18 protein-coding genes are annotated in these 18,281 nt (G+C 65.2%); all 18 read left to right on the top strand.

Annotation, left to right across the window (positions count from 1 at the left end; genetic code table 11):
- The coding region (locus E3T51_RS16980) for a primosomal protein (RefSeq protein WP_241989081.1) at positions 1-1,421 on the top strand (1,421 nt) is incomplete at its 5' end.
- Complete coding sequence (locus E3T51_RS00085) at positions 1,399-2,427, top strand: HAD-IIA family hydrolase (RefSeq protein WP_134525892.1); 1,029 nt, start codon at positions 1,399-1,401, stop codon at positions 2,425-2,427. The genes E3T51_RS16980 and E3T51_RS00085, both read left to right, overlap by 23 nt.
- A gap of 10 nt (positions 2,428-2,437) precedes the next feature.
- Positions 2,438-2,608, top strand: coding sequence for a hypothetical protein (locus E3T51_RS16620; RefSeq protein ID WP_166806320.1), 171 nt, complete (start codon positions 2,438-2,440; stop codon positions 2,606-2,608).
- Positions 2,609-2,709: 101 nt separating this feature from the next.
- A complete protein-coding gene (locus E3T51_RS00080; protein WP_134525900.1) occupies positions 2,710-3,510 on the top strand; it encodes a TlyA family RNA methyltransferase in 801 nt (266 codons plus the stop codon).
- A gap of 4 nt (positions 3,511-3,514) precedes the next feature.
- On the top strand, positions 3,515-4,435 hold the full coding sequence (locus tag E3T51_RS00075) for an NAD kinase (RefSeq protein ID WP_134525889.1): 921 nt from the start codon (positions 3,515-3,517) through the stop codon (positions 4,433-4,435).
- Positions 4,432-6,144 carry a DNA repair protein RecN gene (recN, locus tag E3T51_RS00070; protein WP_134525886.1) on the top strand — a complete coding sequence of 571 codons (1,713 nt, stop codon included), beginning with the start codon at positions 4,432-4,434 and terminating at the stop codon, positions 6,142-6,144. Before E3T51_RS00075 ends, recN begins: the two co-directional genes overlap by 4 nt.
- Positions 6,145-6,177: 33 nt before the next feature.
- Complete coding sequence (locus E3T51_RS00065; RefSeq protein ID WP_241989080.1) at positions 6,178-7,875, top strand: CTP synthase; 1,698 nt, start codon at positions 6,178-6,180, stop codon at positions 7,873-7,875.
- Complete coding sequence (locus E3T51_RS00060; protein WP_134525883.1) at positions 7,868-8,518, top strand: NUDIX domain-containing protein; 651 nt, start codon at positions 7,868-7,870, stop codon at positions 8,516-8,518. The genes E3T51_RS00065 and E3T51_RS00060 overlap by 8 nt, the downstream gene beginning before the upstream one ends.
- Before the next feature lie 17 nt (positions 8,519-8,535).
- The gene (gene xerD, locus E3T51_RS00055) at positions 8,536-9,471 is read left to right on the top strand and encodes a site-specific tyrosine recombinase XerD (RefSeq protein WP_134525880.1); all 936 of its coding nucleotides are present in this window, start codon (positions 8,536-8,538) and stop codon (positions 9,469-9,471) included.
- Between the two features lie 71 nt (positions 9,472-9,542).
- Positions 9,543-10,460, top strand: a complete 918-nt coding sequence (locus E3T51_RS00050) for a ParA family protein (RefSeq protein ID WP_104190427.1) — start codon at positions 9,543-9,545, stop codon at positions 10,458-10,460.
- Complete coding sequence (locus E3T51_RS00045) at positions 10,444-11,268, top strand: segregation and condensation protein A (RefSeq protein ID WP_134525878.1); 825 nt, start codon at positions 10,444-10,446, stop codon at positions 11,266-11,268. The genes E3T51_RS00050 and E3T51_RS00045 overlap by 17 nt, the downstream gene beginning before the upstream one ends.
- A 31-nt stretch (positions 11,269-11,299) precedes the next feature.
- Positions 11,300-11,917, top strand: a complete 618-nt coding sequence (gene scpB / locus E3T51_RS00040) for an SMC-Scp complex subunit ScpB (protein WP_134525895.1) — start codon at positions 11,300-11,302, stop codon at positions 11,915-11,917.
- Between the two features lie 86 nt (positions 11,918-12,003).
- Positions 12,004-12,753 (top strand): pseudouridine synthase, encoded by a 750-nt coding sequence (locus tag E3T51_RS00035; protein WP_233205644.1) that lies wholly within the window; start codon positions 12,004-12,006, stop codon positions 12,751-12,753.
- 24 nt (positions 12,754-12,777) lie between these two features.
- Complete coding sequence (locus E3T51_RS00030; protein ID WP_134525876.1) at positions 12,778-13,860, top strand: prephenate dehydrogenase; 1,083 nt, start codon at positions 12,778-12,780, stop codon at positions 13,858-13,860.
- A gap of 5 nt (positions 13,861-13,865) precedes the next feature.
- On the top strand, positions 13,866-14,558 hold the full coding sequence (gene cmk, locus E3T51_RS00025; protein ID WP_134525873.1) for a (d)CMP kinase: 693 nt from the start codon (positions 13,866-13,868) through the stop codon (positions 14,556-14,558).
- Positions 14,551-16,062: a ribosome biogenesis GTPase Der gene (der, locus tag E3T51_RS00020; protein WP_134525870.1), complete on the top strand. Its 1,512-nt coding sequence runs from the start codon at positions 14,551-14,553 to the stop codon at positions 16,060-16,062. Before cmk ends, der begins: the two co-directional genes overlap by 8 nt.
- Positions 16,063-16,384: 322 nt before the next feature.
- Positions 16,385-17,653 carry a right-handed parallel beta-helix repeat-containing protein gene (locus tag E3T51_RS16615; RefSeq protein ID WP_166806321.1) on the top strand — a complete coding sequence of 423 codons (1,269 nt, stop codon included), beginning with the start codon at positions 16,385-16,387 and terminating at the stop codon, positions 17,651-17,653.
- A 252-nt stretch (positions 17,654-17,905) separates the two neighbouring features.
- Positions 17,906-18,281 (top strand): hypothetical protein (locus E3T51_RS00005; protein WP_134525862.1); only part of this gene is annotated, 376 nt, incomplete at its 3' end.

Below are 18,281 nucleotides of genomic sequence, written 5' to 3'. Positions count from 1 at the left end.
CTGCTCAGGGGGAGCGTCCGCCGTACCGGGGTAACTCGGATCGTCCTGCCCAGGGGGAGCGTCCGCCGTACCGGGGTAACTCGGATCGTCCTGCCCAGGGGGAGCGTCCGCCGTACCGGGGCAACTCCGACCGGCCTTCCACCGGAAACGACCGAGCGCCGTACCGGGGCAACTCTGATCGTCCGGCTCAGGGTGAGCGTCCGCCGTATCGTGGCAACTCCGACCGGCCCGCGCAGGACGGGGACCGCAAGCCATGGGCCAGGGATGGCGCACGCCCTGAGCGCAGCGATCGGCCCAGCCCTGACCGGTCCAACAGCGATCGGCCGCGCTCGGCCAACGACAGCAAGCCGTGGACCCAGCGCGGCGGTTCGCCGAACCGCGCTGGCGCCCCACGAGTGGATGCCGGCAAGAAACTGTGGACCCGCGACGGCGCCCCGGCCCGTAACGACCGCGATGCCCGCGTCGTCGAGGAGGAGATGACCGAGGAGCAGCGCATGCAGCGTGAGCTGCGTTCGGTGCGGCCGCGCCACGATGACCCGGAACTTCCCGACGACATTTCGGCTAACGACCTGGACCGCATTGCCCGCAACGAGCTCAAGACCCTGACCAAGGAAAACGCCGAGACCGTCGGGCGCCACCTGGCCATGGCTGCCCGTGTCATCGACGAGAACCCCCAGCTCGCCCACCTGCACGTGATGAGCGCTGCCCGCCGGGCTGGCCGCATCGGTGTGGTGCGCGAAAGCCTTGCGATCACCGCGTATGCCACAGGAGATTTCGCTCTGGCCCTGCGTGAACTGCGCACCTATCGTCGCATTTCAGGCTCCAATGATCAGCTCCCCCTTATGGTCGACAGCGAACGCGGCGTTGGCCGCCCCGACCGCGCCCTCGAGCTTGGTCGTTCGGTCGATCGCGCCACACTGTCCCCATCCGTCCAGGTGGGACTGGCCATTGCCATGTCTGGTGCACGCCTCGACCTCGGCGAAACAGATGCCGCACTCGTCGAGCTTGAAATTCCGCAGCTCAACCCCAACACGGCCTTCTCTTACAGCCCCGAACTGTTCGCCGCCTACGCTGAGGTGTTGACCGAACTCGGCCGGGAGAGCGAAGCCGACGAATGGCTCGAACGCGCTTCGCGAGCCGATGCTGCATTCGGGCCTTCCGGTGACGATGACGAAACCATTGAAATCGAAGAAATGGAAGAGGATGACGATGCTGCCCTCGCGTACTTCGCCGCTGACGCCGGGGATGACGACGACGCTGATGGCATCGTCACCGAAACTATCGACGCCAAAGACGCGGGCTCCGAGGCCGGCGTCGAAACTGGCGTCGAGATCAACGTGACCGACGCTGAGGCCGACACCGTGGCATCCGCTTCGCAAGACGACGAAACGGAGCCGGATGCTACATCGCCGAAAGCCTGAGTCAGCGACGCCGCTGGCCGGTGTAGACGTACTTCTGGCAGACCTTGACGGTGTGGTTTATGCTGGCCCAGCGGCGATTCCCTTCGCCGTCGAGAGCCTGAACCGTGCCGCGGAGACCATCCGAGTGGGCTACATCACCAATAACGCTTCCCGCACCGACCAGTCGGTCGCCGACCACCTCACCCAGCTCGGGTTGAGCGTCGCGGCAGCGGATGTTGTCACCTCGCCCCAGGCGGCCGTGCGGCTACTGGCAGAGCAGGTGGAACCCGGCGCGAGCATCCTCGTCGTTGGTGGTGATGGGCTCGTCGACGAGGTCCTCAAGGCCGGATTCGTCGTGACCCGCTCGGCCGACGACAAACCCGCCGCCGTGATTCAGGGCTTCGCGCCAGAGCTCGGCTGGGTACACCTCGCCGAGGCCGCGTTCGCGCTCAACGCCGACGGAGTGGGCACGGGTATTCCGTGGATCGCCACCAACACCGACTGGACCATTCCGGTCGCTCGCGGTATCGCCCCCGGCAACGGCACGCTCGTCTCCGCCGTGCACGCCGCCGTTGGTCGACTTCCAGTCGTAGCTGGTAAACCCGAAGCGGCCATTTTTCTAGAGGCCACGCGGCGCTTCAGCGCGCAGAATGCGCTGTTTATTGGTGACCGACTGGACACCGATATTCTGGGCGCCAATCGGGCGGGAATCCCGGCTGTGCTCGTGCTCACCGGCATCGACCGGGCCAAGCAGGCCCTCGCCGCCGACAAAGACTCGCGGCCGACGTTCATCATTGAAAATTTACAACAGTTGCACGAGCCGTACCCGGAGACGGTGTTCTCCAAGGACGGCTCGACCGCCACGGTGAGTGGCGCGAGCGTGCGCGTCAACGGCAACGACGTGCAAATCGTCAAGGAGGGCGACGGCGGAATCAACCTGCTGCGGGCCGCGTGCGCCGCGATCTACCAATCCGGGCGCGCGATCTACGGGCTCAACGTTCCGGAGCGACTGTATCTCGCGCAGTAGCCTAGACACTGTGAATCCCGAGCCTGTCATGCCCGAAGAAGAATCGGTGGATCTCGCGCCGCAGCTGGCCGACATCGAGGCCCGGCCGCTTGAGATGCGTGCCGAAGCGTTCAAAGCGCTGCACGAGCAGCTGCGCGAACAACTCGAAGACGCTGATATTGACGCGGCGGGCCGGGCATGACCGGCGCTGATACTCCCCACGACCATGAAACAGACACACCCATGCCTGAGCACGACTCTGAACTGAATGACGCCGACTCGCTTGACGGGCTTCCAGAACGGATGCCCGGCTCACGCCTCGACGCCGCCCTGGCCGACCGCGGCCTGGTTCGTTCCCGAACCGTCGCCGCCAAACTCATCGCCGACGGCCTCGTCACGGTGAACGGTGTCCCGGTCGTGAAGGCCAGCACCAAAGTCTCAGCGGACGCCGTTCTCGAGGTGGCCGCGACCGACCACTACGTCAGCCGGGGCGCCCACAAACTCAACGCCGCGCTCGACGCCTTCACCCTCAGCGTCACCGGCCGCACGGCGCTCGATGCCGGGGCGAGTACCGGCGGTTTCAGCCAGGTACTGCTCGAACGCGGTGCCGCCCAGGTGATCGCCGCCGATGTCGGCCACGGCCAGCTGGCCGCGCAACTGAAGACCGAGTCGCGGCTGAAACTGGTCGAGGGGTACAACATCCGCTATGCGACCCCGGCAACCCTCGCCGGGGCATCCGGAATCGATACCCGGCCCGACCTCGTGGTGGCCGACCTGTCGTTCATCTCGCTCACCACCGTGTTGCCGGCCCTCGTGGCCACGGCCGCGCCGGGCGCCGACTTCGTGCTGCTGATCAAACCGCAGTTTGAGGTAGGCCGCGGCGGTATTCGTGAGGGCATCGTGCACGACAGGGGCCTTCGAAGCGACTCCGTGGCCGGTGTACTCTGGGCTGGCTGGGACCTCGGGCTGAAAACCTGCGGAGTCATCGCCTCGCCCATCATTGGGGCGGCCGGAAATCACGAGTATCTGTGCTGGATGAGCGCCACGACCGGCACAAATCCGACAGAATGGATGGACCGGATCGAAACCATAGTGGGGGCGTGACGAATTGAGCGAGACCCCGCGGTACTTTCTTATCGTCGCCCACACCGGCCGGGCTGACTCTGTCGAAGCCGCCTCGACGGTGTGTAAGCAGCTTCTGGCCTCCGGGACTGTGCCGGTGCTCGCCAGCGATGAACGCGCTGACCTTCTGGCCGCCTGCCCGGAGTTGAATGGTCATATCGCGATTCTCGGTGACACGGTGCGAACTGCCGACCTTGAGCTTGTCATCGTGCTCGGCGGAGACGGCACCATTCTGCGTTCAGCAGAACTCGTGCGTGGTTGCTCGGCCCCGCTGCTCGGCATCAATCTCGGCCACGTCGGGTTTCTCGCCGAGAGCGAGCGGGACGACCTCGGCGAGGCCGTGCGGCGCGCCCTCAAAGGCGATTACGAGGTCGAAGAACGACTCGCCCTGTCGGTGCGGGTCAAGGTGGCCGACGAGGTTGTCTACGAAACCTGGGCATTGAACGAGGTCACCGTCGAAAAAGCCAGTCGCGAACGCATGATCGAGGTCGTCGTCGAGGTTGATGGCCGCCCGCTCTCGTCGTTTGGCTGCGACGGTGTCGTACTTTCCACCCCGACCGGCTCGACCGCGTACTCATTCTCGGCCGGCGGCCCCATCGTCTGGCCCGGCGTTGAAGCGCTGCTGCTGGTTCCGCTCAGCGCGCACGCACTGTTTGCGAGGCCACTCGTGGTCGGTCCCGACTCGTCACTGGCCGTCGAGGTACTCTCCCGCACCGGTGCCCGTGCCGTGCTCTGCGCTGACGGTCGCCGAACCCAGGACCTGCCGACCGGTGCCCGCGTGATAGTACGCCGCTCGGGAGTGCCGGTGCGATTGGCCCGCCTGCACATCGGCCCCTTCACCGACCGTCTGGTCAACAAGTTCAACCTGCCGGTCACCGGCTGGCGCGGCCCGGTCGGCCGCGAGTGATCGACGAGCTGTTCATTCGCGACCTCGGCGTCATCGCCGAGGCGACGCTGCCGCTCGGCCCCGGCTTCACAGCAGTGACGGGAGAAACCGGCGCCGGTAAGACCATGGTGGTCACCGCGCTCGGACTCCTGCTCGGCGATCGAGCGGATGCCGGAACCGTGCGCCAGGGCCAGCCGCAGAGTTTCGTTCAGGGGCGCTGGGTGATCGACCCCGCCAGCGCGGTCGCCGACCGGGTCCGTGACGCCGGGGGAGACCTCGACGGACCCGAACTCATCCTCGGACGATCCGTCTCAAGCGAGGGACGCAGCCGCGCGATGGTCGGCGGACGTGGCGCTCCGGCGAGCGTGCTCGGGGACCTGCGCAACGACCTCGTCGTCGTGCACGGCCAGAGCGACCAGGTGCGCCTGCGCTCCGCCGCAGCCCAGCGTGATGCCCTCGACCGTTTCGCCGGCCCCGAACTCGCCGCTATGCTCGGCGACTACCAGCATGCCTTCCACCGCTGGCAGGCCAACCAGGTCGATCTCGACCGGCTCATCACGGAACGAGACCTGCGAGCCCGCGAGGCCGACGAACTGCGCGCGGCGCTGACCGAGATTGAAACGGTTGCCCCGCAACCCGGCGAAGACGCCGAGTTGGGTGAACGTGCCGAACGCCTCGGAAACCTGGAAGAACTACGCCTGGCGGCAGAGCAGGCCCGCCAGCTCGTCTCCGCTGAAGACAACCCCGATAACGCGCCGGACGTCGTGGCCCTGCTCGAAGCCGCCAGGCGCGCGCTCGACCGGGTCGCCGCCCACGACGTGGCCCTGCCGCCGCTCGTCGCCGCCATCTCCAACGCTGGTTTCGTCGTTGCCGACATCGCTGCCGAACTCTCGAGCTACCTGGCCGGCCTTGACGCCGATGGTGCCCGCGAACTCGAAATCGTGCAGGAGCGGCGGGCCGAGCTTGGCATCCTCGCCCGCAAATACCCGGGCGGTCTCGAGGAAGCCATTGGGTTCCTCGATTCCGGCAGTGCCCGGCTGCTCGAGCTCGATTCTGACTCTGACCGCATCGAGCAGCTCAGCGCCGAAGCGGAGGCCGACCGAAAGCTCGTCACCGATCTCGCCGCTGCCCTCACGGCCTTACGCCGGGCGGCCGCGGTGCAACTCGGTGTTCGGGTGACCGCCGAGCTCGGTGCGCTGGCGATGCCGGATGCCGTGCTGCTCGTGGAAATTGAAGCCGGCCCGGAGTTCAGCGTCACCGGTATCGACCTTGTGCGTCTTCTCTTACAACCGCACGCTGGCGCCGAACCAAGAGCCCTGGCGCGCGGGGCATCCGGCGGCGAACTGTCTCGGGTGATGCTCGCCATCGAGGTCGTCATCAACGCGACCGACCCGGTGCCCACCTTTGTCTTCGACGAGATCGATGCCGGTGTGGGCGGCGCAGCGGCGATCGAAATCGGCCGCAGACTTGCTCGACTGGCCGAAACCGCCCAGGTTATCGTGGTCACCCATCTCGCCCAGGTCGCCGCCTTTGCCGGCAACCACCTCAGCGTCGTCAAAGACAGCGATGGATCCGTCACCGCCTCGAGCGTGCGCCAGCTACTCGGCGATGACCGTGCCGCTGAAATGGCCCGCCTGCTTTCTGGCCTGCCCGACTCGAAGAGCGGGCTTGAACATGCCAGGGAACTGCTCGACCTTGCGCAGTCCCACTCTCGTCTCTCTAAAAAGTAAGCGACAAATTTTCTGGTGATAGCATTGAAGCCCGTGGTGGAAAATATACTTACGGACAGATCAGACGGCACGACCAAGCACATCTTTGTGACCGGGGGTGTGGTCTCCTCGCTCGGTAAGGGCTTGACGGCGGCCAGCCTCGGTAACCTGCTCACGGCACGCGGCCTGCGGGTTGTCATGCAAAAGCTCGACCCCTACCTCAACGTTGACCCGGGAACGATGAACCCGTTCCAGCACGGCGAGGTCTTCGTCACCGACGACGGCGCCGAAACCGACCTCGACATCGGACACTACGAACGCTTTCTCGACATCAACCTCGGCCAGTCGGCCAACGTGACGACCGGGCAGATCTACTCGCAGGTCATCGCCAGGGAACGTCGCGGCGAGTACCTCGGCGACACCGTTCAAGTCATTCCCCACATCACCGACGAGATCAAGCGTCGCATGCGCCTGCAGGCCAGCGACGAGGTGCGCCCCGACGTCATCATCACCGAGGTCGGCGGCACCGTCGGTGACATCGAATCCCAGCCATTCCTCGAGGCCGCCCGCCAGGTGCGTCACGAACTCGGCCGCGGCAACGTCTTCTTCGTGCACGTCTCGCTCGTGCCGTTTCTCGGCGCAGCCGGCGAGCAGAAGACCAAACCCACCCAGCACTCCGTCGCCACCCTGCGCTCGATTGGAATCCAGCCCGACGCCCTCGTCTTGCGCAGCGACCGGCCCGTCTCCGAGTCGAACAAGCGCAAAATCGCGCTCATGTGCGACGTTGACGAAGACGCTGTCGTCAACGCCGTCGACGTCGCCTCGATCTACGAGATCCCGACCATGCTGCACGACCAGGGCCTCGACAAGTACATCGTCACCGCCCTCGGCCTCACCGCAGACACGGTCGACTGGACTGGCTGGAAGAACCTGCTCGAAGCCGTGCGCCACCCCAAGCACGAGGTCACCATCGGCCTGGTCGGCAAGTATATCGACCTGCCGGATGCTTATCTCTCGGTCACCGAGGCGCTGCGAGCCGGCGGATTCGCCAACCAGAGCAGGGTCAAAATTGTCTGGATCGGCTCCGACGACTGCGAAACCGACGAGGGAGCCGCCCGGCTGCTTGGCGAACTCGACGGCATCTGCGTGCCTGGTGGGTTTGGAATCCGCGGCATCGAGGGCAAGCTCGGCGCCCTCAAGTTTGCCCGGGAAAACGGCATCCCCGTTCTCGGCCTGTGCCTCGGCCTGCAGTGCATGGTCATCGAGTACGCCCGCAACAAGGCCAACCTGCCCGGCGCATCCTCGAGCGAATTCGACCCGGAGACTGAATTTCCGGTCATCGCGACCATGGAAGAGCAGGTCGAGATCATTGCTGGTGGAGACCTTGGCGGAACCATGCGCCTTGGCCTGTACCCGGCGACCCTCGCCGAAGGTTCTCTTGTCGCCGAGCTGTACGGCGCCAACGAAGCGTCCGAACGCCACCGCCACCGCTATGAGGTCAACAACGCATTCCGCGACCAGATCGCGCTGGCTGGCCTGTGGTTCTCCGGCACCAGCCCCGACCGCCACCTGGTCGAGTACGTGGAGCTCAAGCGCGACGAGCACCCGTTCTACGTTGGAACCCAGGCCCACCCGGAGCTGCGGTCACGGCCGAACCACGCGCATCCGCTGTTTCGCGGTCTGATCAAGGCCGCGCTCGACCGCCAGGAGGCCAGCCGCTTGTTCGAGGTGAAGGAAGAGCTCAGTGCCTGAAGATCTGCTGCAGGATGACGTTGTGCCGGTCCATGTCACAGCGAGCGACGTTGCCTATAACGGCGCCATCTGGAACGTGCGCCGCGACTCGTTTGCCTACAACGGAGCGAGCATCACCCGCGAGTACATCGACCACCCCGGCGCGGTCGCTGTGCTGGCCCTCGACGAGCAGGACCGCGTGCTCGTGATCAAGCAGTACCGGCAGCCGACCGGTTTGCGCGGCTGGGAACTGCCGGCCGGGCTGCTTGACATTGCCGGTGAGAATGCCGTCGTCGGCGCCCAGCGCGAACTGGCTGAAGAAGCGGATGTCGTCGCCACCGAGTGGGCGCTGCTGACCGAGTTCTATACCTCGCCGGGCGGCAGTAACGAAGCCATTCGGGTCTATCTCGCGCGGGGCGTCTCGGCGATCGCCGCATTCGATCGCACCCACGAAGAAGCCGATATCGAACCGCGCTGGGTATCGCTCGACGAGTGCGTCGACGCCGTGATGGCCAGGCGCGTTTCCAACCCGATTCTGATCGTGGGCATTCTGGCCGCCCAGGTGGCTCGTTCACGCGGCTGGAGCACGCTTGCACCCGCGGATTCACCGTGGCCGCGGCATCCGCGCAGCAGTGCGTCGCGCGGCCTGCACATCACGGCCTGAGGGCCGTCGGTCTGAACATGGCGACCGTCGAGTCGGCGGTGGACTCCTACCTGCGGCACGTGGCGGTCGAACGCGGCCTCGCCGTGAACACCGTCGCCGCCTACCGCCGCGATCTCGGGCTGTACACGGCGTGGCTGGCGGTTGATTCTCCTGTCGACCCACCCCGGCCGATCACCGACCTGCGGTTGATCACTCGGCGGCACATCTCGTCGTTTGTGCAGCACCTCGGCCTGCGCTCGGAAGCCCCGTTGACGGCGGCGTCCATCGCCCGCGTTCTCTCGACCGTGCGCGGATTCCACCGGTTTCTGCTCGATGAGGGCGTCGTCGAAGCCGATGTGGCGCACGACACCAAACCGCCCAAACTCGCGCTGCGCCTGCCCAAAGCGATCTCAATCGAACAGGTCAGTGCGCTGTTGGCGGCGACCGACGGCGATGACGTTCAGCGGCTGCGCGATAAGGCCCTGCTCGAACTGCTCTACGCGACTGGAGCGCGGGTGAGCGAGGTGGTCAACCTCAATGTCGATGATGTGCTCGTGGAGGTGTTTGACTCGGTGCGACTCACCGGCAAGGGGGATAAACAGCGCATCGTGCCGGTCGGCAGTTTTGCTCGCGCAGCCGTGTCGGACTACCTCGTGCGCGCCCGGCCGATGCTGTCGGCGCGCGGACGCTCGACACCGGCGCTCTTCCTCGGCCTGCGCGGACAGCGGGTGAGTCGGCAGAACGCATGGCTGATCATTCGTGCTGCCGCTGAGCGTGCTGGGCTTTCCGTGCCCGTGTCGCCGCACACCCTCCGCCACTCCTTTGCGACGCACCTGCTCGCCGGTGGCGCCGATGTGCGCGTCGTTCAGGAACTTCTCGGGCATTCCTCGGTCGCCACTACTCAGATCTACACCCTCGTGACCGTCGACACCCTTCGTGACATGTACACGACCGCTCATCCGCGGGCGCGCTGAACACCCGAGACCGGCCCGCGCGGCGATTCTTGCGGCGACCAGCCGTTCCACTCGCTACAATCGACCAAGTGATGGGTGCAGGACAAATCAAGGACGGGCCAGTGACGCGTAAGTTGAGCGAGCGAATTTCGCTACCCGGTTTCGACGACGCTCCGGTAGGTCCGACGGGACGTGAAAAACACGAATTCGCCGAACCGGAGCCGCTGAAAAGCCACGGTCCCGCCCGCATCATCTCCCTCTGCAACCAAAAAGGTGGCGTCGGTAAGACCACGACGACCATCAACCTCGGCGCAGCCCTGGCCAGTTACGGCCGTCGCGTGCTCGCCGTCGACTTCGACCCGCAGGGCGCACTCTCAGCCGGCCTCGGCGTGCCCACCCACGACGTCACCACCATTTACGACCTGCTGCTCGACGGCAAGGTCGACCCGAAAGACGCGATCCAGTCGACCTCGGTCGAGGGCCTCGACGTCATCCCGGCCAACATCGACCTGTCCGCCGCCGAGGTACACCTGGTCAACGAGGTCGCTCGCGAGCAGATTCTCGCCCGGGTGCTGCGCAAGGTCTCGGGCGACTACGACGTCGTCCTCATCGACTGCCAGCCCTCGCTCGGTATCCTCACGGTGAACGCGCTCACCGCCAGCCACGGCGTGCTGATCCCGCTCGAGTGCGAATTCTTCGCGCTCCGCGGAGTCGCCCTGCTCATCGAGACCATCGATAAGGTGCGCGACCGGCTCAATCCCGCCATCGAACTCGACGGCATTCTCGCCACCATGTACGACTCCCGCACCCTGCACTCCCGCGAGGTGCTCGAGCGCGTCGTCGACGCCTTCGGCCACAGCGTGCTGGAGACCGTCATCGGCCGCACGGTGAAATTTCCCGACGCGAGCGTGGCCGGGGTACCCATCACCGACTTTGCACCCGAGCACGCGGCCGCCAAAGCCTACCTGCAGGTGGCCCGCGAACTGATCCACCGTGGCGCAGTCGCCTAGCGCGGCCGAGAAGCCCGCGTTTTCGGTCGCTCTCGGCGTTTTCGAGGGCCCGTTCGACCTGCTGTTGAAACTCATCACCCGGCACGAACTCGATATCACCGAGATTTCGCTCAGCCAGGTTACCGACGAGTTCATCTCCTACCTGCGCGGCCTCGACGCGGCAGAGGAACTCGACCAGGCCACCGAGTTTCTCGTCGTTGCCGCGACGCTTCTCGACCTCAAGGTGGCCGGTCTGCTGCCTCAGGGTGAACTCGTCGACGCCGAGGACGTGGCCCTGCTCGAAGCGCGTGACCTGTTGTTCGCTCGCCTGCTGCAGTACCGCGCCTTCAAAGAAGCCGCGACCTGGTTCACCGGCCAACTCGACACCGAGACCCGCCGCCACGTGCGGTCGGTGCGGCTCGAGGAGAAATACCGTCAGAAGACGCCAGAGCTGGTCTGGACGCTCTCGCTCGCCGACTTTGCTGCGCTGGCCGCCGTGGCCCTCGCACCGCGCGAGCTGCCCGTTGTGGGCGTCGAGCACCTGCACGCGCCGCTGGTCAGTATCCGCGAGCAGGCCGCCTACGTCGTCGCCATGCTCCAGCCGGGGGAGCCGGTCTCGTTCCGGGCGCTCATCGCCGGCGTTGACCTGAAGGGTGTCATCATCGCCCGCTTTCTCGCGGTGCTCGAGCTGTATCGCCACGGTGCCCTTTCTTTTGACCAAATTGAGCCCCTCGGCGAGCTCATGCTGCGCTGGAGCAGCCGGTCGCTCGACGGGCGCGAGTGGTCAGACGACAATCTCGCTTCGCTCGGAGCTGACTATGACAACTGAATTCAGAAATAACGCACATCAAGCCACCGATATGCGGTCACGTACCGGGCAAACGGATGCCGCAGCATCTGTTTCGCACGAATCCCACATCCTCGACCGCCAACTCGAAGCCGTCTTCATGATCGCCGATGAGCCGCAGGGCCTCGTGCACCTCTCAACCGCCGTGGGGCGGCCGATCACGGAGGTGGCGCAAGCCGTGGCCCGGCTGGTCGCCGATTTCGATGGCGTTACGGCGCCGGACGGTACGTCAACGGTGCGCCGCGGTTTTGAACTGCGCGAAGTCGCCGGCGGCTGGCGCATCTACGTGCGCGCCACGCACGACGAACTCGTGACCGACTTCGTGCTGACCGAGAATCCCAGCCGGCTCAGCCAGGCGGCGCTCGAAACCCTCGCCGTGATTGCCTACAAGCAACCGATCAGTCGTGGGCAGGTCGCGAGCATTCGCGCCGTCAGTGTCGACTCCGTCGTGCGCACCCTGCTCGGTCGCGGCCTCATCACCGAAGCCTTCACCGACAGTGAAACCGGCGCGATCAACTACGCCACCACAGACTTGCTGCTCACCCAGCTCGGAATCAACTCGCTCGACGAGTTACCCCACCTATCGCCGTTACTCGACGGCGGCACCGACGGATTCGAGGATTTACTTTGACCCAGGACAACACGCCCAGCGCCAATCCGACCAATGACAGTGCGCCCCGCGACCCCAACTTCAATCCAGAGGCTGCAGCCGACGGTGTGCGGCTGCAGAAGGTGCTCGCCTCGGCCGGAGTCGCCAGCCGCCGCGTCTCGGAAGACCTGATCACCTCCGGCCGCGTGCGCGTGAACGGCAAGGTCGTTACCGAGCTCGGCCGCCGTGTGCATCCGGAAACCGACCAGGTTGCCGTCGATAACGTGGCCGTGCAGCTCGACACGACCCGTCGCTACCTCATGCTCAACAAGCCGGTCGGCGTCGTCTCCTCGATGCAAGACGAGGGTGGCCGCCCCGACCTGCGCGAATTCACCGACCAGTTCGACGAACGGTTGTTCAACGTGGGCCGGCTCGACGCCCAGACCAGCGGCCTGCTCATTCTCACCAACGACGGTGACCTCGCGCACGTGCTCGCGCACCCCTCCTTCGGCGTCTCCAAGACTTATATCGCCAAGGTGGAGGGTCGTGTCTCGCCGCAGACTATCGGTCAGCTGCAAAGCGGCATCGAGCTCGACGACGGTCCCATCCATGCCGACAAGGCCCGCATCCTCACGAGCCCTCCCGGCGGTGGGCACAGCATGGTCGAGCTCACCCTGCACTCCGGCCGAAACCGCATCGTGCGACGGATGCTCGACGCGGTCGGTCACCCCGTCGTTGACCTCGTGCGTCGCCAGTTCGGACCGTTGAACCTCGGTACCCTGCAGCAGGGCGCCGTGCGCGAACTCACCCGCGAAGAACTCGGCCAACTGCTCACCGTGTCCCGCCAGGCGCCGAGCGCGCGCCCTGACGCGAACTAACGACAACGACGGTAGGACACAATCATGGCTGAAAGCCGCCTCGTCGGCCCGGTGCGCATCGTCGGCGTCGGCCTGCTCGGAACCAGCGTGGGTCTTGGCCTGCGGGGTCGCAAAATCGAGACGATCCTTGCCGACGCGTCCCCGACCAACCTGCGCATTGCCATCGACTATGGCGCCGGCCGCGCCGCGCAGCCGGGCGACCAACCGCAGCTGATCGTAGTGTGCGTGCCCCCCGATGTCACCGCCGAGATCGTCGCCCGCGAGCTCGAGGCTTACCCGGGCGCGATCGTGACGGATGTCGCGAGCGTCAAACTCGCGCCGCTCGCCGAGCTGCGCGAACGCGGAGCCGATATTAGCCGCTACATCGGGTCGCATCCGCTTGCCGGTCGGGAGAAGGGTGGCCCGCTATCCGGCCGTGCTGATCTGTTCATCGGCCGCCCGTGGGTCGTGGCCGCTCACGACGCGATCAGTTATCAGCAGGCCGGCGCGATCGACGACCTCATCCTCGACCTCGGCGCGATCCTGGTCGAGATGACGCCGGAAGAGCACGACCTCGGCGTCGCGCTGGTTTCGCACGTGCCGCAGGTCATCTCCAGCCTGATGGCCCGCCGCCTGACCGGAGCAGCACATGCTTCGCTCAATCTCGCCGGTCAGGGCCTGCGCGACGTGACCCGAGTAGCCGCGAGCGACCCCGACCTGTGGGTGCAAATTCTCAGCGCTAACGCCGCCCCGGTGCGCGATGTGCTCCTGGCCTATCGCGACGACCTTGACCGCTTCATCGACGCCCTGGAAGATCCGGCCGCGCCCGGAGCGCAGCGCCAGGTCGCCGAAGAACTCGCCGGTGGAAACGCCGGGGTGGCCCGTTTGCCCGGCAAACACGGGCAGGACCGCCGGTTCTCCTCGATGGTCGTCATGGTCAACGACCAGCCCGGCCAGATCGCCCGCCTGCTCAACGACATCGGAGAGCTCGGTGTTAACCTCGAAGACTTACGCTTGGAACACTCGCCGGGGGCCCAGATCGGTCTCGCCGAAATCTCTGTACTGCCCGGCGTCGTCGCTCGCCTCACCGAAGAGCTGGCCGCGCGCGGCTGGCGGATTGCTGGTTAACCTACATGGCACGTCACATCCTCCCCACCCGCGTCGCCATCGATGGGCCGGCCGGCAGCGGCAAATCGAGCGTGAGCCGTGCAGCCGCACGCCGCCTCGGCTTCGCCTACCTCGACACCGGCGCCGCCTACCGCGCGCTGGCCTGGCTCGCGCTCACACGCAACACCGACAACACCCAAGCGGATGCCATCACCGCGCTCCTCAAAGACTTCGACTACGCGATCGGTACCGACCCAGACGAATACTTCGTCACTGTGGGGCAGACCGACGTGACTGACGCCATCCGCTCACCGGAGGTCAGCGCAGCGGTCAGCGCTGTAGCCCGCGTTCCCGCGGTGCGGGGCGCGCTCACCGAACTGTTTCGCAGCATCGCCGAGAACGTGGATCGGCCCGGCGTCATCATTGAAGGACGCGACATCACGACCATCGTCGCCCCCGAGGCCGAGGTGCGCATTCTACTCACGGCATCGGAAGAGGCTAGAATGACTAGACGCTCTGCGGAAATAACGACCCAATCGGCTGAAACCGTGGCAGAACAGCTGCGATCACGTGATCGCGCTGACTCACAGGTTGTCGATTTCATGAGCGCTGCAGACGGTGTCATAACCGTCGACTCCACCCATCTCGACTTCGAGCAGACCATAGAAGCGGTCATCGACGTCTACCACACATGCACGAAGCGGGCTTTGAATGAGTAACGAATACGACGACACGAGCACAGCGCTCGACACCGAGCTGGCCGAACGACTCGCCAACCTCGATGAGGAACTCGCCACCCGGCGTTCCGCCGCGCTGCGCACGGACCTCGACAACTATGACCTCGACGAGGAAGACCTCGACGTACTCCAGGCCGTCACCGACGACCCCGACGCGATCCAATACCTGCCTGCCGTTCCGGTGATCGCCATTGTCGGTCGCCCGAACGTGGGCAAGTCGGCGCTGGTCAACCGCATACTCGGCCGCCGCGAGGCTGTCGTCGAGGACACCCCCGGTGTGACGCGTGACCGCGTCGCGTACAAGGGCGAATGGCACGAGCGCAAGTTCAGCCTCGTCGACACCGGTGGCTGGGAGCCAGACGCCAAGGGCATCGACGCCTCCGTCGCCGCCCAGGCCGAGATCGCCATCGACCTGTCCGATCTGGTCATGTTTGTCGTCGATTCCAACGTGGGCCCGACTTCGACCGACGAAGCCGTCGTACGCATGCTGCGCAAGAGTGGCAAGCCGGTCTTTTTGATCGCCAACAAGGTTGACGACGTGCGCCAGGAACCCGAAGCGGCCAGCCTGTGGTCGCTCGGCCTCGGCCAGCCGTGGCCGGTCTCCGCCCTGCACGGTCGTGGTGTTGCCGACCTGCTCGACGCGATTCTGCTCGTGCTGCCCGAAATCTCCAACGTCGCCAAGCAGGAGGTCGGCGGCCCGCGCCGCGTGGCTATCCTCGGACGCCCGAACGTCGGCAAGTCCAGCCTGCTCAACAAGGTCGTGGGGGAGGAGCGCGTCGTCGTCAACGAGCTCGCCGGCACGACCCGCGACCCGGTCGACGAGCAGGTCGAACTCGGTGGCAAGGTCTGGCGTTTCGTCGACACCGCCGGCATCCGCCGTCGCGTGCACCTCTCGCAGGGCGCCGACTTCTACGCCTCCCTGCGCACCAGCGCCGCCCTGGAAAAGGCCGAGGTTGCCGTCGTCCTGCTCGACGTGACCGAAGTCATCAGCGAGCAAGATATTCGCGTCATCGACCTCGTCATCGAGTCGGGCCGAGCGCTCGTGCTCGCCTTCAACAAGTGGGACCAGATCGACGACGACCGTCGCCGCTACCTGGAACGCGAGATCGAGCAAGACCTCGCCCACGTAGCCTGGGCCCCGCGCGTGAACATCTCGGCTAAAACCGGTCGCCACATGGAAAAGCTGGTTCCGGCGCTTGAGCTCGCGCTCGAATCGTGGGACACCCGCATTGCCACCGGCAAGTTCAACGCTTTCCTGGCCGAGCTCACCGCCGCCCACCCGCACCCCGTGCGCAGTGGCAAGCAGCCGCGCATCCTGTTCGGCACGCAGGCTTCGAGCCGCCCGCCGACGTTCGTGGTGTTCACCACCGGGTTCCTCGACCCGGGCTACCGACGGTACATTCAGCGTCGCCTGCGTGAGATCTACGGCTTCGAGGGAAGCCCGATCAACCTCAGCATGCGCGTGCGCGAGAAGCGCAAACGTTAGATTCGCAGACTCTAAGCGGTCGGCCCTGTTAACGCAGGTCCGGCCGCTTTTTTGGGTTCCGACCGCCCGTCGTGGCCGCGAAGATGAGGTCTCTCGATTTGCGTGCCCACCCTATGTGGGTAATGCTCATGGAGTACATTGTGACCCCCTACGGTCGATCACCCGCACGTTCCCGGACTTGTGCGCGACAAAGAATATACGTAACTAACTAATGGCATTGAGAAATACCCGCACACCCCTTTCGAATCAATTTCCAACTGGCACCACCCGAACTGGCTTCAAGCGCACGGAACCACGGAAGGCCGTTCTTTCGGTTCTGGCAGTGTCCGTCGTCGCACTCTCCGGTCTCGCCGTCACTCCAGCTCAAGCTGATACCACGAGCGGCGAGGCCCTGACCGCCTCCATCGTGATTCCCGAACGCGAAAGAGTCACCCGTGACTTGGGCACCGTGCCGTCCGGCCTGAAATCCGTCGAGGTGAAGTTCTTCACCTCCGAGGTCGAGTCCCGAACGCAGGTAGAGCTTGCAGTTGGTCCGGAGGGCTCGAAATCATACTCGTTCACCGCGCCGGCTGGGACTAGTCCAACCAAGACCATAACGGTTCCAGTGACTCCCGAGATGGACGGCACGGTCACTGCCGTCAGCAGCGACGCGGATGTCAAGCTCAACCTTTCGGTTGTCGGTTTTGAGCGCGCCGAAAGCAGTCCGGAGCCTGCGCCGACCCCGGCGCCGACTCCGGAGCCCACACCTGCCCCAACTCCGACACCGACACCGGCTCCTGCCCCGGCTCCCGCTCCGGCTCCCGTTCCAGTGACGAGCGGGACGCCCGGTGCCTCCAACACGGGAGTTCCCTCTGGAACTGCTTTGACCGTGCACAACGGTGACATCAACGTAACCGAGCCGGGCACCGTGCTGAGTGGCCTCGATGTTCGCGGCCTGATCAAGATCAGCGCCCCCGATGTGACCATCAAGAATTCCATCATTCGGGGTCGCACCATGAACGGTCCAGGAGCGCTCATCAATAACCTCGGCGGACACCGGAACCTGGTCGTTACCGACACCGAGCTATCCCCGAGCACCGCTTCGCCCGACGCCAATGGAATCTATGGCTATAACTTCACGGCAACGCGTCTGGACATCAATAACGTCATCGATGGAATTCACATCACGGGAAGCAATGTGAGCCTGCAGGACTCCTGGATCCATGACCACATGCACTACCGCAATGACCCCAATCAGGGCGGTTCGCCCAGTCATGACGATGGCATCCAGATTCAAGCTGGAAACAACGTGACGGTTACCGGCAACCGACTCACTGATTCACACAGCGCTGCCGTGCAGATCACGCAGGACCGGGGACCGGTCTCTAACTTCACTTTTAGCGACAACTTCGCCAATGGTGGGGCCTGCACCGTGAACATCGCGGAAAAGTCCTACGGCCCGATCAGGGGAGCAACCATTACCGACAACAGTTTCGGTCGTGATTCTCGCCTGGCCAACTGCGCAGTGATAGCCCCGACGACCACGAAGATTGACTTCGCGAACAACTACTACGTACCCGACGACACTCTCGTAACGATCAAAAAGGGGTAATCCTCATCGCTGTGCTGGCGATGGATCCTTGACGGTCATAAACCAGCTACTGCGTTTGTAGTGCTTAANTCCGGCCGCTTTTTTGCGCCTATTTCGTGCGCATCGTCTGCCCCTGAACGAGGGGTGAACCTGAGAAAGACCCGAGTTCGGTTGTAACAATACCCATAGTGGGCAATAGTCATCTTTGTTGTCGCGGCTTCCTCCAGCCCACCCGCACCCTCCCGAATCTGTGCTCTAGTCGAAATGTGAACCATGACCTCCCCCACTGTTTTCGCTTCGCCCACCTCCGTGCGCTCCACTCGCCCGTCGCGGCGCCTGGCCCTCATCGCCGCCGCTGGCGCGTTCGCCGTCGCCTTCAGCGGCCTGACAGTTCTGCCCGCCCACGCCGCCGAGAATACCACCTCGGTCGCCGTTCCCGCCGGCAGCAAAGTCACCCGCGACCTGGGCACCATCCCGGCCGGCGCCGCCACCGTTGACGTCGTGTTCGACACGACCGCGTCCGCCCGCACCGACATCAAGGTTCTGGTGGGTCCAGAAAACACCCAGCGGTACTACTTCACCGCCCCGGCCGGCGACGGCCCCGAACGCACCTACACCGTCCCCGTCACCAGCAAATCCGACGGCACCA

The sequence above is a fragment of the Cryobacterium serini genome, from assembly GCF_004404025.1.
In the GTDB taxonomy this organism is placed as follows: Bacteria; Actinomycetota; Actinomycetes; order Actinomycetales; family Microbacteriaceae; genus Cryobacterium; species Cryobacterium serini.
The sequence above is the reverse complement of the archived record's forward strand: the minus strand, read 5'-3'. Positions and strand labels throughout refer to the sequence as shown.

Bases quoted from the DNA above. Each gene is read 5' to 3' on its own strand.
- E3T51_RS00085 (WP_134525892.1), top strand. From the start codon at position 1,399: ATGCTACATCGCCGAAAGCCTGAGTCAGCGACGCCGCTGGCCGGTGTA.
- der (WP_134525870.1), top strand. From the start codon at position 14,551: ATGAGTAACGAATACGACGACACGAGCACAGCGCTCGACACCGAGCTG.
- xerD (WP_134525880.1), top strand. From the start codon at position 8,536: ATGGCGACCGTCGAGTCGGCGGTGGACTCCTACCTGCGGCACGTGGCG.
- cmk (WP_134525873.1), top strand. From the start codon at position 13,866: ATGGCACGTCACATCCTCCCCACCCGCGTCGCCATCGATGGGCCGGCC.
- E3T51_RS00050 (WP_104190427.1), top strand. From the start codon at position 9,543: ATGGGTGCAGGACAAATCAAGGACGGGCCAGTGACGCGTAAGTTGAGC.
- scpB (WP_134525895.1), top strand. From the start codon at position 11,300: ATGCGGTCACGTACCGGGCAAACGGATGCCGCAGCATCTGTTTCGCAC.
- E3T51_RS00080 (WP_134525900.1), top strand. From the start codon at position 2,710: ATGCCCGGCTCACGCCTCGACGCCGCCCTGGCCGACCGCGGCCTGGTT.
- E3T51_RS00030 (WP_134525876.1), top strand. From the start codon at position 12,778: ATGGCTGAAAGCCGCCTCGTCGGCCCGGTGCGCATCGTCGGCGTCGGC.